This is a genomic window from Actinomadura violacea (assembly GCF_017573465.1).
Classification (GTDB): domain Bacteria; phylum Actinomycetota; class Actinomycetes; order Streptosporangiales; family Streptosporangiaceae; genus Spirillospora; species Spirillospora violacea.
On the sequence record NZ_JAGEPF010000007.1, the window covers coordinates 121280 to 135438 of the forward strand.

Annotated in this window: 8 protein-coding genes; 7 read left to right on the plus strand and 1 reads right to left on the minus strand. The window is 75.2% G+C overall.

Annotated features, from left to right (window positions below; all coding sequences use genetic code 11):
• Window positions 1-17: 17 nt before the first annotated feature.
• From J4709_RS12080 to J4709_RS12110, 7 genes are all read left to right on the plus strand, one after another.
• Complete coding sequence (locus tag J4709_RS12080; protein ID WP_208240238.1) at window positions 18-1817, plus strand: fatty acyl-AMP ligase; 1800 nt, start codon at window positions 18-20, stop codon at window positions 1815-1817.
• A complete protein-coding gene (locus tag J4709_RS12085) occupies window positions 1814-3607 on the plus strand; it encodes an acyl-CoA dehydrogenase family protein (RefSeq protein WP_208240240.1) in 1794 nt (597 codons plus the stop codon). The genes J4709_RS12080 and J4709_RS12085 overlap by 4 nt, the downstream gene beginning before the upstream one ends.
• Complete coding sequence (locus tag J4709_RS12090) at window positions 3604-5280, plus strand: acyl-CoA dehydrogenase family protein (RefSeq protein ID WP_208240242.1); 1677 nt, start codon at window positions 3604-3606, stop codon at window positions 5278-5280. The genes J4709_RS12085 and J4709_RS12090 overlap by 4 nt, the downstream gene beginning before the upstream one ends.
• A 5-nt stretch (window positions 5281-5285) precedes the next feature.
• A complete protein-coding gene (locus J4709_RS12095; protein WP_208240244.1) occupies window positions 5286-5582 on the plus strand; it encodes an acyl carrier protein in 297 nt (98 codons plus the stop codon).
• Entirely contained in the window at window positions 5579-6976 is a 1398-nt protein-coding gene (locus J4709_RS12100; RefSeq protein WP_208240246.1) for a condensation domain-containing protein, read from the plus strand. The genes J4709_RS12095 and J4709_RS12100 overlap by 4 nt, the downstream gene beginning before the upstream one ends.
• A gap of 4 nt (window positions 6977-6980) precedes the next feature.
• Window positions 6981-11999, plus strand: coding sequence for a non-ribosomal peptide synthetase (locus J4709_RS12105; RefSeq protein ID WP_208240248.1), 5019 nt, complete (start codon window positions 6981-6983; stop codon window positions 11997-11999).
• A 205-nt stretch (window positions 12000-12204) separates the two neighbouring features.
• A complete protein-coding gene (locus tag J4709_RS12110; protein ID WP_208240250.1) occupies window positions 12205-13641 on the plus strand; it encodes a condensation domain-containing protein in 1437 nt (478 codons plus the stop codon).
• Here J4709_RS12110 and J4709_RS12115 read toward each other — a convergent pair.
• On the minus strand, window positions 13605-14054 hold the full coding sequence (locus J4709_RS12115) for a hypothetical protein (RefSeq protein ID WP_208240251.1): 450 nt from the start codon (window positions 14052-14054) through the stop codon (window positions 13605-13607). The two genes, J4709_RS12110 and J4709_RS12115, sit on opposite strands and share 37 nt — an antisense overlap.
• Window positions 14055-14159: the final 105 nt, after the last annotated feature.

Sequence of the window (14159 nt, forward strand, 5' to 3'; positions counted from 1 at the left end):
AGCTCTTGGAGTTGACGTTGGGGGAGGACATGGCCGCGTTCCAGGATCTGGTGACCCGCTTCCACGCCCATGCCGGGAAATGGCCTGAACGCGAGCTCCTGACCTTCGTGCGAGCCGTGCGGGAGGACGGCGAGCTCGTCCTGCGGGACGACCGCCGCAGCCGCGGCGAGCTCGACCGGACGGCCCGCGCGATCGCCGTTCATCTGGCGGGGCGGGGCGTCGCGCCCGGTGATCGGGTGCTGGTGCCCGGGTCGCATGGACTCGACTTCGCGGAAGCGTTCCTCGGCGTCCAGTACGCCGGCGCGGTGCCGGTCCCGGCTCCGCCGCCGGGCGGCAGGCGGGAGCACTACGGTCGCGTCGCCGGGATCGCGCGTGACGCCTCGGTCCGGCTCGTCCTGGTGGACGGCGAGGGCTTGGCGGACACCGCGGCCTGGATGGCGCAGGAGAAGGTGACCGCGCTCGGGCCGGTCACGGTGGACGAGGCCCGGGCGGGGGACCCCGAGGCGTGGCGCCCGCCTCGCCTGGACCCGGACTCGCTGGCGTTCCTGCAGTACACGTCGGGATCCACCGGACGGCCCAAGGGCGTCATGGTGAGCCACGGCAATCTCGCCCACAACCTCGGGATGCTCGCGTCCGCGATGGGGCTCCACGAGGGTTCGCGTCTCGGCGGCTGGTTGCCGATGTTCCACGACATGGGCCTCATCGCCCTGCTCCTGGAGCCGATGTATCTCGGCGCCACCTCGACGCTGATGGCGCCGATGCAGTTCGTCAAGTATCCGCACACCTGGCTGCGGATGATCGGTGAGCGCGGCATCCACATGTCCACCGCCCCGAACTTCGCCTACGACCTTTGCCTGCGGAAGGTCACCGACGAGCATCTCGCGGGCCTCGACCTGTCGGGCTGGACGCACGCCCTCAACGGCGCCGAGCCCATCGACGCCCGCACGCTCGACGCGTTCAGCGAACGGTTCGCCCCAGCAGGTTTTCGCCGGACGGCGTTGTCCCCCTGCTACGGGCTCGCCGAGGCGACGCTCTATGTGAGCGGGACGCCGGTGGCCGATCCGCCCGTCGAGGCGGTGGTCGACGCGGCCGCGCTCGAACGCCACCGCTTCGAGCCCGTCGCCGCGGACGGAGTGGCCGGCGCGACGGTCCGGCTGGTCTCCAGCGGGCGGGTCCGGGACCTGGAGACCGTGATCGTCGAGCCGGAGACGGGCACGGAACTGCCGGACGGGCGCGTCGGCGAGCTGTGGATCCGGGGCGAGAGCGTCGCGCGCGGCTACTGGGGCGACCCTCCGCACGGCCGCGGCACGTTCGGCGCGGTCACGGCGTCCGGACGTGGCGGCTTCCTGCGCACCGGCGACCTCGCCGTCCGCGTCGACGGATGCCACTTCATCACCGGCCGGGTGAAGGAGACGATCGTCCTCAACGGCCGCAACCTCTACCCCTACGACGTGGAGCGGGCCTCACGCGCGGCGGACCCGGCCCTGGCCGGGCTGCCCTCCAGCGCGTTCGGGGTGGCGGCGGGGACGGAGGAGCTGGTCGTCGTCCAGGAGGTCCGGGGCGGCGAGCGGACGCCGGGCGCGCTGCGCGAGCTGACCGGCGCGGTGCGGGCGGCGGTCGCGGCCGAGTTCGGCGTGCGGGCCAACGTGGTGCTGGTGCGGCCCGGCCGGATCCGCCGCACGACCAGCGGGAAGATCCAGCGCGGGCTCATGCGGGAGCTGTTCACCGGCGGATCGCTCGATCCGCTTCACGAGGAGCTGTCCCCGCGGCTGGCGGACCGCTACCGCGGCGCGGACCCCGTCGAGGCCGGCGCATGACCGTGAAGGCGATGCTTCCCGCCGCCCGGTTCGAGGCGGCGCTCGGCGACCCGCACGATCCCTCCAGGCCGTTCAACCTGGCCGAGAGCGCCGCGCTGGACGAGGCGGAGGAGTTCCCGGCCCGCGCGGCCGCCGAACTCGACCGGCTCGGACTGCCCGCCTATTACGTCCCGGCGGCGCACGGCGGCGAGCTGCACGATCAGGAGGAGCTGTTCCACCTGGTCAGGGTGCTGGCTCGCCGCGACCTCTCGGTGGCGATCGGGCATGTGAAGACCTATCTCGGAGCGGTGTCGGCCTGGGTGTGCGCGGATCCCGTGCAGGCGCGTTCCGTCGGTGCGGGCGTCGCGGCGGGGCAGGTGTTCTCGTGGGCGCTCACCGAACGCGAGCATGGCAGCGACCTCCTCGCTGGGGAGGTGACGGCCGAACGCGCGCCGGGCGGCGGATACGTCCTCAGGGGCGAGAAGTGGCTGGTCAACAACGCGACCCGGGGCCGCTGGTCGTGTGTCCTGGCCAGGACCGACCCGGCTGGGGGCCCGCGCGGGTTCACCCTGTTCATGGTGGACAAGCGGGCTCTGCCCGCCGGGCGGCACCGCTGCCTTCCCAAGGTGCGCACGCATGGCATCCGAGGCGCGGACATCAGCGGGATCGCGTTCCTGGACGCCGAGGTGGGCCCCGAAGCGAGGGTCGGCGCGGAGGGCGGGGGCCTGGACATCGTGCTGCGCGCACTCCAGCTCACCCGGACGCTGTGCGGGGCGCTGTCGGTCGGCGCCGCCGACCACGCGTTGCGCGTCGCCCTGGACCTGCTCTCGCGGCAGCGGCGTTTCGGCGCCGCCGTCACCGATCTGCCGCTGAGCCGCCGGGAGCTCGCCTCGTGCTACGCCGATCTGCTGCTGTGCGAGGCCGTCGGGCTCGTGACGAGCCGGTCGGCGCAGACGCTTCCCGGCGAGCTGGCGGTCGGTTCGGCGGTGACCAAGTTCCTGGTGCCGACGACCGTGGACCGCCTCCTCGGACGCCTCGCCAAGATGCTCGGGGTGCGCGCGCTCATGGGCCCCGTGCCGGACGGGGCGTTCGGCACCTGCCCGCACGGCCGCTTCCAGAAGCTCCACCGCGACCACCGCATCGTCGCCATGTTCGACGGGAACACCGTGGTGAACCTGAACCTGCTGGTCAACCACTTCCCGATGCTGGTCCGCGGCCACCGGAACGCGGCCGTGGACGACGCCGGGCTCGAACGGGCCGCCGATCTCGGCGCCCCGGTCCCGGCCGTCGCCGCCGACGAGCTGACGCTGATCTCCAAGGCGGGGAGCTCGGTCGTCCAGGCGCTGCCCGGCCTCGTCCGCAGGGTCCGCGCGGACGGCCCGGCGGACCTCGCCGAACTGGCCGGCCGGGTGCAGGCGGCGGCGTCCGAGGTGCACCTGCGGATGGCGGAGCATGCCCCGGCGCCACGCCTGGTTCCGGCGGAGGCGTTCGCCGCCGCCGAAGACTACACGTCGTGCTACGCCGCCGCGGCCTGCCTGGCTCTCTGGGTGCACGGCCGTCCGGGGACGGGAATGCCCGCGGATCTGTGGACGGACGCCGTCTGGGTGAAGGCATGCCTGGTCCGGCTGCTCGGACGGCTGGAGCCGGCGGCCGGGGACGGGCGCGCGGACGGCGCGGTCGACGCACTCTACGGCCCGCTGCTGGCGCGCCACCAGGAGGGCTCGTTGTTCTCCCTGCTCGACATGAGGCTTCCGGACCGGCGCCCCGCAGACGAGCCCGACCGCGCCGAGCCGGCGGGCGCGGCCCGGTGAGCGCCCAGACGGCCGCGGGCCTCGAAGCGGTCTTCGGGCCGCCGGGCGACCCCGCGAACCCGTTCGGCCTCGCGGCCGTCGTCCGGGCCGACGAGCTCGGCGCCCCGCCGCCGGCGGCCCGCGCGGCGCTGGCCGCGTTCGGTGTCGGGGCCGAGTTCGTGCCGCGCGAGCTGGGCGGCCGTTTCGACCGCGCCGACCGGATGGTCCGCGTGCTGCGCCCGCTGGGCCGCCGCGACCTCGCCCTGCTGATCGGGAGCGGCGCCATCGGCCTGATCGCCGCGGCCCCGGTGTGGGTCGCCGGCGACGCCGCCCAGCGGGCGTGGACGGCGGAACTGCTGCTCGGCGGGGCCCGGCTCGCCGCGGCCTTCACCGAACTCGGCCACGGGTCGGACGCCGCCCGCATGGACCTGCGCGCGGTCCCGCGCGGCGACGGCTTCGCGCTGACGGGCGGCAAGCAGGTCATCAACGAGCTCGACCGGGCCGACGCGTGCGTGCTGCTGGCCCGGACCGGCACCGCGGGCTCGGCCCGTGACCTTTCGCTGTTCCTGCTGGACATGGCCGGCGAGCCCGGTCCCGGCACGCGCTTCCTGCCGCCGTTCCCGCTGGCCGTGCTGCGCGGCAGCCGCCTCGTCGGGGTCGAGTTCGACGAGCGGCCGGTGCCGGCCGGCGCGCTGCTGGGCGAACGCGGCCACGCACTCGAAGTGATGGGGCGGGCGTTCCAGGTCACGCGCGCGACGCTGCCCGGCATGATCCTCGGATCGCTCGACACCCTGCTGCGCACGACCGTCGCGTTCGCGCTAGAACGGCGGCTCTACGGGCGGTCCGTGGCGGACCTGCCGCACGCCGCGGGCGAGCTGACCGGGGTGTTCGCCGACCTGCTGGCGTGCGACGCGATGGCGACCGTCGCGGCCCGTTCCCTCCACCTGCTCCCCGGTGAGACCAGCGTGTCGTCCGCGCTGACGAAGTACCTGGTGCCGGAGCTGCTGCAGGACGCGGCCGACCGGCTCGGCGCCGTCCTCGGAGCGAGGTCCTACCTCCGGGAGGGGCCGCACGCGATCTTCCAGAAGCATCTGCGGGACCTGCTCGCGGCCTCGGTCGCGCACACGGGCGGCACCGTCTGCCTCGCCTCGGTCATACCGCAGCTCCCGGCGCTCGCCCGCCGGGCCGGGAACGCCGGCGCCGCGCCCGCCACCGTGTTCCGGCCGGACGCCGACCTGCCCGCGCTGCCGTTCGACCGGCTGGCGCTGAGCGCTCGCGGCAGCGACTCGGTGGCCTCGCTCTGGACGGCTCCGGAGACCGCCGACCTCCCCGAGCCGATCGCGGCCCTGCACAAGCAGTTCGCCGCGGAGGCGGAGCGGCTCCGCGCCAGGGCGGCCGCCCTCCCGCCGCGCGAACGCGTCCTCACCGCAGGGCCCGAGGGGTTCGCGGTCGCGGAACGCTACGCGGTGCTGTGGGCGGCGGCCTGCTGCCTGGGCGTCTGGCGGCACTCCCCGGACCACCACGACGAGGCGTGGGCCGTCGTGGCGCTGCACCGGCTGGCCGGACGGCTCGGGCTGGTGACGGGCCCGCCGCCGGCCGCCCACGCCGACCGGCTGCACAGGATCCTGCTGGACCGCCACGAGCGGCGCCGTTCCTTCGACCTGGCCGACGAACCTCTCGCGACCCAAGGGTGAACACGATGTCCTCAGCAACGAACCCGTCTTCCGCCGTCAACGACGCGGTCCAGGAGTGGCTGACCCAGCGGGTCGCGCTCTACCTGGACCGGGAGCCCGCCGACCTGGAGCCGGAAACGCCGCTGCAGCAGTACGGCCTGGACTCGGTCTACGCCGTGGCGTTCTGCGGCGACGTCGAGGAGCACTTCGGCGTCGAGATCGAACTCACCCTGGCGTGGGACCACCCCACCCTCGCCGCCATCACGCGCTACCTTCACGGCCTCCTGGGTGACGCCGGCCCGGTGGCCGAGCAGGCCGGATGACCGCCGTACGCGGTGGCCTGACCCTCGGGCAGCAGGCCTTATGGCACTTCTACCGGCAGGACCCCGCCGCCACGCCCTACCTCGTGTACTGCGCATTGCGCGGCGAGTTCGACGAGGACGTCCTCGCGCGGGCCGTGAGGATCGCGGGGGGCCGCCATGACCTGGTCCGGTCCACCTTCGCCGAGGACGGGGAAGGGCCCTACCGGACGATCCACGATTCGGGCCGGCCCGTCCTGGAGGTCCGGGACGCACCTGGCCTGACGGGGACGGCGCTTCGCGACGTGGTGCTCGCGGCGGGCCGCGAGCCCTTCCGGCTGGAGGACGACGGGGCCTTCCGCGTCGTGCTCGTCCAGGGAGCCGTCGAGCAGGTGCTCCTTGTGGCGGGACATCACATCGCCACCGACGCGATCTCCCAGTGCCTACTCGTCCGGCACATCATCGACGCCTACGCGGACCTCGCCGAGGGGCGTGCACCCGACGAGACGCGGGCGCCGTCCTTCGAACGGCAGGTCGAACGGGAGCGCGCTCTCCTCGCCGGGCCCCGCCTCGCCGAACTCGAGCGGTACTGGCGGCAGGTCTGCGAGGGAGCGGCCATGGACCTGGAGCTGCCGGTGGACCGGCCCCGTCCGCGCCGCCCGGCGCAGCGCGGCCGCACCCACGTCGAACCGCTCGGCGCCGCCCTCACATCCGACCTGAAGCAGGCCGCCGCGCGCGCGGGGACCACGCAGTTCGCGCTGCTGCTGACGGCCTTTCGGCTGCTGCTGCACCGCTACACCGGCGAGACGGATCTGGTGATCGGCTGCCCCACGGCGACCCGCCGGGTGCCGGGCCTGCGCGCCACCGTCGGCTACTACGTGAACCCGCTGGTGCTGCGCGCGACGATCGCGCCGGACGACACCTGCGCCGAGCTGGTCCTCGCCGCCCACGACGAGATCCGCCGCGCGATGGCGCACCACGACTACCCCTTCCCGCTGCTGCCCACCGCGCTCGGCGTGCCCCGCGACGCCGCCCGCTCGCCGGTCTTCCAGATCACCTTCACGATGGTGGCGACCGGCCGCCTGGACCCCGTGGCCGACCTGCTCGCCGGGGGAGTCGAGACCCTGCGGTACCGGGGGCTGCGGCTGGCCGCTTACGAACTGGACCAGCAGGAAGGCCAGTTCGACCTGGCGGTCGAGGTCATGGCCGGGAGCGAGGGGACGAAAGTGCTCTTCCGCTACCGCGACGACCTCTACGAACCCGAGACGATACGCCGCCTCGGCCGGCACTACGTGCGGCTGCTGGAGGCGCTGCCCGACGCGCTGCCGGACGCGGGCGCACGCCCGGCCGCCTCGTTGCCCGCCGTGGACGCCGGAGAGTGCGCAGAACTGCTCGCCCTCGGGCGCGTGAGGAGCTGACCGCATGACGAACGCCCCTACCGCGGAATCGCTGCCGGCGCTGGTCGCGGCCCAGGCGGCCGCCACACCCGACGCGATCGCCGTCGAAGCGGTGGCGGATCCCGCCGACCGCCTCACCTACCGCGAGCTGCTGGACGGCGCAGACGCTCTCGTCCGGCGGTTACGGGCTCGCGGGGTCGGTCCGGAGGTGCCGGTCGGGATCTGCCTTGAGCGCGGCACGGCGACCGTGACGGCCCTGCTCGCGGCCTGGCGCGCCGAAGCGCCCTATGTGCCCCTGGACCCCGCGCACCCGCGCGACAGGCTGCGCGGGATCGTCGCAGGTGCCGGGCTTGAGCACGTGCTGGCGGACGACCGCACGGCCGCCATCGCGCACGAGGCCGGCGCCCGAGATGTGCTCCGGATCGACGCGGCCCCGCCCGCGGACGAGCCCGCCGTCCCGCTGGCGGCTCCCGATCCGGCGTCGGCGGCCTACGTGCTGCACACCTCGGGTTCCACCGGAACCCCGAAGGGCGTCGTGATCACCCATGAGGGCATCGCCGGACGTGTCCTCTGGGCCGTCCGGCGGCACGCGATCGGCGCCGGCGACCGCGTGTTGTGGAAGACCCCGCTGAGCTTCGACGCGGCGGGGTTCGAGGTCTTCGCGCCGCTGGCCGGCGGGGCCACGCTGCTCGTCGCCCCGGCGGGAGCCGAGCAGTCGCCCGCCGCGCTCGCCGCCGCTGTGCGCGACGGCGCCGCCACCGTGCTGCAGGGCGTTCCGACCATGCTCCGGCACGTCGCGGGCGAACCGGGATGGGCGCACTGCCGGTCGGTGCGGCTGGTCTTCTCGGCCGGAGAGCCGTTGCGGGCCGGCGACGCGGGGCGGCTGCTGGCGCCGCTCGGCCCGGACGCCGAGGTGTGGAACACCTACGGACCCACCGAGTGCTCCATCGACATCACCGCGCACCGGTTCGACCCCGGCCACCCCGCCGGCCACGTGCCGATCGGCGTCCCGATCGACGGGATGCGGGTCGTCGTCCTGGACGAGCGCGGCGAGCTCGCACCGCTCGGCGCCCCCGGCGAGCTGTTCGCGGGCGGGCCCGGCGTGGCGCGCTGCTACCTGGGCAGGCCCGCGCTCACCGCGGAGCGGTTCGTGCCCGACCCGTTCGGCCCGCCGGGCGCCCGGCTCTACCGGACCGGCGACCGCGTCCGCTGGCGGCCGGACGGCGTGCTGGAGTTCCTCGGCCGGCTGGACGACCAGGTCAAGGTGCGCGGGGTGCGGATCGAGCCCGGTGAGGTGGAGGCCGCGCTGTCGGCCCACCCGGCCGTCCGCGAGGCCGCGGTGACCGTGGCCGCCGGGACGGCCGACGGCGAGCGCCGGCTCGTCGCTCATCTCGCGGGAGACGCGGTCGCGGCCGGGGAGCTGCGCGCGTTCCTGCGGGACAAGCTTCCGGAGCACTTCGTCCCCACCCTGTTCACCTGGCTGGACGCGCTGCCCCGCACGTCCGGCGGCAAGCTCGACCGCCGCGCGCTGCCCGCACCCGCTCCCGCCCAGGCGCCGCCCGCTCCGGACGACGTCCCGCCCGCGACCGCGCCGGAGCGGCTGGTGGCCGGCCTCTGGTCGGAGCTGCTCGGCGTGCCGGACGTCGGCGCGCACGCCGACTTCTACGAGCTCGGCGGGCATTCGCTGCTGCTCGGACGGCTCGCCACCATGATCACGACGGCGGCGGGGCGGCCCGTCGCGCTCACCGACCTGCTGGGCGCCCCGACGGTGGCGGCGCAGGCGCGGCTGCTGTCCGTCCCGGCCCCCGCCGCCGGTGCGGACGCCGCGGGCCGGGATGTCGGGGAGCCGCCGCAACTCTCCTTCGGCCAGCAGCGGCTCTGGCTGCTCGACCGGATGAACCCCGGCGCGGCCGAGTACGTGGTCCCACTGCTGCTGCCGCTCCCGGGGGGCGCGGACGCCGCCCGGGTCCGCGAGGCGATGAGGACGCTGGCCGAGCGGCACCGGATCCTGCGCACCCGCTACCCGGTCGTGGACGGCGAGCCCCGCCCGGTCGTCGACGCCGTCGCGTCCGTGCGGCTGGCGGAGACCCGGGCCGCCGACGCCGCCGCCTTCGACGAAGCCCTGACCGCGGAGATCGCGCGGGGTTTCGACCTGGCGTCCGGGCCGGTATGGCGGGGGCTGCTGCTCCACGGGCCCGGCGACGCGGACAAGCTGCTGCTGACGGTTCACCACATCGCCTGCGACGGCTGGTCCTCGGCGGTGCTGGAGCGGGAGTTCGCGACCGTCTACGCGGCCCTTTCCAGCGGGTCGGATCCGGAGCTGCCGCCGTTGCGGGTCCACTACGCCGACCACGCCGCCCGGCAGCGCGCGCGCCTGTCCGGGGAACGCCTCGAAGACCTGCTGTCGTACTGGCGTGCTGCGCTTGAGCACGCCGAACCGGCCGAACTGCCTGCGGACCGTCCGCGTCCGCCGGTCCGCGACGGTTCGGGGGCGCTGCTCACCTTCACCGTCCCCGCCGACCTCGCCGGTGCGGTCGCCGAAGTCGGCCGCCGTGCGGGCGCCACGCCCTACACCACGCTGCTCACCGCCTTCGCGGTGCTGCTCGCCCGGCACACCGGCCGCTGGGGCCAGACGATCGGCGCTCCCGTCTCCGGCCGGCTGGACGCCGAGGCCGACGGCGTCGTCGGGCCGTTCCTCAACACGCTCGTGCTCCGCGCCGACCTCGGCCCCGGCCTGCGGGTCGGCGAGGCGCTGCGGCGCATGCGCGGGACCGTCCTGGACGCGCTCGCCCACCAGGAACTGCCGTTCGAGCTGCTGGTGGCCGACCTGGCCCCGCCCCGCGACCCGTCCCGCACACCGCTGTTCCAGGTGATGTTCGACCTGCACGAGGACGGCGCCACCGCACCGGGCGCGGAGAACGTCCACGCGGCGACGCTGCAACGCGCCTGGCGGAGCGCCAAGACCGACCTGTCCCTGATGCTGCACCGCGCCCCCGACGGGTCGCTGACCGGCGCGATCGAGTACGCGACCGCGCTCTTCGACGCGGCCTCCGTCCGGCGGATCGCGGACCGGTACACGCGGCTGCTGGCGTCGCTGGCCGAAGGCGCGGACGACGCCACGCTGGCCGAGCTCGACCTGCTGCCGCCGGAGGAACGCCGCCTGGTCACGCACCGCTGGAACGCCACCGGGGTGCCGCGCGAATGGCGCCGCCCGCACGAGCTGTTCGCCGACCAGGTGCTGGAACGGCCGGGTGCGATCGCGCTGGCCGACGTGTCCCGGCCCGGCGGCGAGACACTGACCTACGCCGAGCTCGACGCCCGGGCCGAGGCGTGCGCGGCTGCGCTGCGCGCGGCCGGCGCCGGACCGGAGACCGTCGTCGGCGTGCTGCTGGAGCGCGGCCCCGACCTGCTCGCCTGGCTTCTCGGCGTGTGGCGGGCGGGCGGCGCCTACGTGCCGCTCGGCCCCGACCTTCCGGCGGGGCGCCTCGGCCACATGGTCCGGGACTCCGGCGCCCGCGTGGTCGTCGCCGCCGAACACCACCGGCACCTGCTCGCGGACGCGTTCGACGGGACCTTCCTGGCGCCCGCCGTGCCCGCGCGTCCGATCGAACCGGCACCGGTCCCGCCGGCGGCGGCCGACCCGGGCTCCCTCGCCTACGTGATGTACACCTCGGGTTCGACCGGCCGTCCGAAGGGCGTCCAGATCGAGCACCGCGCGCTGGCGAACCTGCTGTCGGCGGGGCTCGAACGGTTCGGCGGCGGCGCCTGGCTGGCGCTGACGGCGGTGACCTTCGACATCTCCGGGCTGGAGCTGTTCCTGCCGCTGGTGTCGGGCGGACGCGTCGTCCTCGCGGACGAGCGGCAGGTCCGCGACGGGCGGGCGCTGGCCAAGGCGGTCGCCGACCACGGCGTCACGCACGTGCAGGCCACACCGTCCGGATGGCGGCTGCTGCTGGAGACGGGGTTCGCCGCGCCCGGCGTCACCGCGCTGGCCGGCGGCGAGGCGCTGCCGGCCGACCTGGCCCGCGACCTGTCTCCGCACGTCGGGCGGCTGACCAACGTCTACGGGCCGACGGAGACCACCATCTGGTCCACCGCCTGGCCCGTGCCGGACGAACCGTCCCGGATCACGATCGGCGGGCCGCTGCAGAACACCACCGCCTACGTGCTGGACGAGCGGATGTGGCCGGTGCCGGTCGGGGTGATCGGGGAGCTGTACCTCGGCGGTCAGGGCCTGGCCCGCGGCTACCGCGGCCTACCCGCGCAGACCGCCGAGAAGTTCGTGCCGGACCCGTTCGGCCCGCCCGGCGCGCGGCTCTACCGGACCGGCGACCTCGTCCGCGCCCTGGCGGACGGCACCCTGGAGTACCTGTCACGGGCCGACGACCAGGTGAAGATCCGCGGGCACCGCATCGAGCCCGCCGAGGTCGCGGCGGTGCTGCGCGCCCATCCGGAAGTCCGCGACTGCGTGGTCACCGCCGCCCGGGTCGGTGCGGAGGCGCACCTGGTCGCCTACGTCGTGCCCGCCGGACCCGCGGACGGCGCACCGCCCGCCACTGTGCTGGCCGAGCACTGCCGGGCCGTGCTGCCCGACTCGATGGTGCCGCTCGCGTTCGTCCCGCTGCCGGAGCTGCCGCTGAACCCCAGCGGCAAGGTCGACCGCGCGGCGCTGCCCGACCCCGAGGTACTTCTCGCGGAGAACCTGGCCGCCGGGCCGGACGCGAACGGCTCCGCCGGCCCTCCGCTCGACGGCCCGGTGCGCCGGACCCTCGCCGAGCTCTGGGCCGAGCTGCTCGGCGGGCCGGCGATCCCGCACGCCGGCCTCGACTTCTTCCGCCTCGGCGGCACCTCGCTGCTCGCCGCCCGGCTGGTGGAGCGGATCCGCACGGCGCTCGGGACCGATCTCCCGCTGGCCACCGTCTTCAGCCGGCCCACCCTCGCCGACCTCGCCGACGCGGTGGAGGAGTCGGTGCGGGCCGACATCGCCGCGCTGGACGAGGGGGAGCTCGCCGTACTGCTCGGGACGGGGCGGGACGGCGCCTGACGCCGTCCCGCCCCGTCCCGCCTCATCGGGTCCGGCGGTGGGAGATGCCGCGCCAGTCCTCGTCGGAGGCGGTGCGGAACCGGGCGGCGACGGCGAACGGGTGGCGAATCATGGGAGCTCCTTCTGCGGTTGGGCGGGACGTTCTTTTTCGCTGGTCGACGGAATTCGGTGTACGTGCTGAGAGGTGATCTGGTTGGACATTTCGGTGAACTCTGAGAAAGCCCTTTCGGTCGGGCAGGAGGCGCTGTGGTTTCTGCGTGAGCTGGCCCCGGAAAGCGCCGCCTACAATCTCGCGTTCGGGGTGCGGGTGCGCGGCCGCGTCGACGGGGCGGCCCTGCGCGCGGCGGTGGCGGCGGTCGCGGCGCGGCACGACATGATCCGCTCCCGGTTCGCGGTGTCGCGGGGCCGTCCGGTCCGCCTGGTGGGCGCCGAGGGCCCGGGTCTGGAGATCGAGGACGCGACCGGCATGGACGGGCTGCGCGCCGCCGCGCACCGGGTGGTGGCCGAGCCGTTCGACCTGGCCGCCGCCGCGTTCCGGTGCCGCCTCGTGCGCGGTCCGGGCGACACCTCGGTCCTGGTCCTGGCCTCCCACCACATCGCCAGCGATGCCCTGGCCCACGGGATCGTGCTGCGCGAGGTGTTCGACGCCTACGCCGCGCTCGTCGCGGGCAAGGCGCCCGGCTGGCCGGAGCCCGCGGGCGACTTCGACGGCCATGTGCGCGACGAGGAGAGGCTGCTGGCCTCCGCGCGGGCGGCGGAACTGGAGCGGCACTGGCGCGCGGAAGCGGTCGGCGCCGAGGCCGCCGAGTTGCCGACCGACCGGCCGCGCCCGCCCCGCCGGGCCTTCACCGGCGGCACCATCGAGCACGCCGTGCTCCCGGAGCAGGCCGCGCGGATCGCGCAGGCCGCCGACGCGCTCGGCGTGACGCGGTTCTCGTTCCTGCTCGCGGCGTTCCAGGCGGTGACGCACCGGTACACGCGCAGCGCGGAGTTCCTGGTCGGCTGCCCGCTGACGACCCGGTTCGGCCGCGCGCACCGCGAGACCGTGGGCTACTTCGTCAACACCGTGCCGGTCCGGGCGCGGTTCGGGCCGGCGACCACGTTCCGGGAGACCGCCACCGCCGCGCAGCGCGCCGTGACGCAGGGCCTGGCGCACGGCCGGTACCCGATCGGACGGCTCGTCCACGACCTCGGCGGGCACCGGGACCCGGGCCGGTCCCCGCTGTTCCAGCTCACGTTCACGATGGTCGGCGGCGAGGGGGCCGGCCCGGTGGCCGCCCTCGGCCTGGCGGGGGAGCGGTCGGCGGCGCGGGCCCGCGTCGCGGGCCTGGACCTCGCTCCCCTGGACCTCGACCAGCAGGAAGGGCAGTTCGACCTGGCCGTGGAGATGGTGGACGCGGGCGGGACGCTCAGGGCCGTGGGCCGCTACGACGGCGCCCTGTTCGAGCGGGACACCGTCGCCCGGTTCCTCGGGCACCTCGTCGCCTTCGCGGGCGCCGCGGCCGAGGCCCCCGACCGTCGCGTCCGGCAGGTGCCGCTGATGGACGCCGACGAGGCGGCCCGCACGCTGGCGCTCGGGGCGGCCCGTCCCGCCGGGGACGCCGGTCAGCACACGTCCGCCCGGTTCCGGCCGGTGCCGTAGCGGAACCGGCGCAGCCTGATGCGCTCGCACCCGTCGCCGCAGGTCGCGGTGACGGTCCGGTGCGTGCCGCCGAGTTCGGCGACCCAGAACACGTCCCCGATGATGATCTTCTGCCCGCTGGTCGCCGTGCCGTCCTCGGCGGAGCTGAACACGATGTCGACGTCGGAGCAGCCGGCCGGGAGCTGGCCCCAGGCGACGGCCCACTGGTCGCGGCCGCCGGGCGGCCGGCCCCGCCACGCGCCCCGCACGAGCGGGCCGCCGATCGAGCTGACCACCGAGATGTCGGCCAGCAGCGGGCCGGCGTAGACCTCGAAGGCGGGCCTGCCGCGCACGCCCTTGGCGGTGTGCACGGTGATGCCGCTGAGCGGCAGCCGGACCAGCGGGGGCGTGGTGTGCTCGAACACCGGTCTCATGGATCCCCCTCCGGGACGTGCTCGGGCCGCCGACGTCCACAGTCTCCAGGCCCCTCTTTCATGTGTCAAGAGTTCTTTACAGGTATAAGTTCCATTTAGATGGTG

Excerpts from the sequence above, each read along its gene's own strand:
- J4709_RS12085 (WP_208240240.1), top strand. The coding sequence starts at position 1,814 with ATGACCGTGAAGGCGATGCTTCCCGCCGCCCGGTTCGAGGCGGCGCTC.
- J4709_RS12095 (WP_208240244.1), top strand. The coding sequence starts at position 5,286 with ATGTCCTCAGCAACGAACCCGTCTTCCGCCGTCAACGACGCGGTCCAG.
- J4709_RS12100 (WP_208240246.1), top strand. The coding sequence starts at position 5,579 with ATGACCGCCGTACGCGGTGGCCTGACCCTCGGGCAGCAGGCCTTATGG.
- J4709_RS12105 (WP_208240248.1), top strand. The coding sequence starts at position 6,981 with ATGACGAACGCCCCTACCGCGGAATCGCTGCCGGCGCTGGTCGCGGCC.
- J4709_RS12115 (WP_208240251.1), bottom strand. The coding sequence starts at position 14,054 with ATGAGACCGGTGTTCGAGCACACCACGCCCCCGCTGGTCCGGCTGCCG.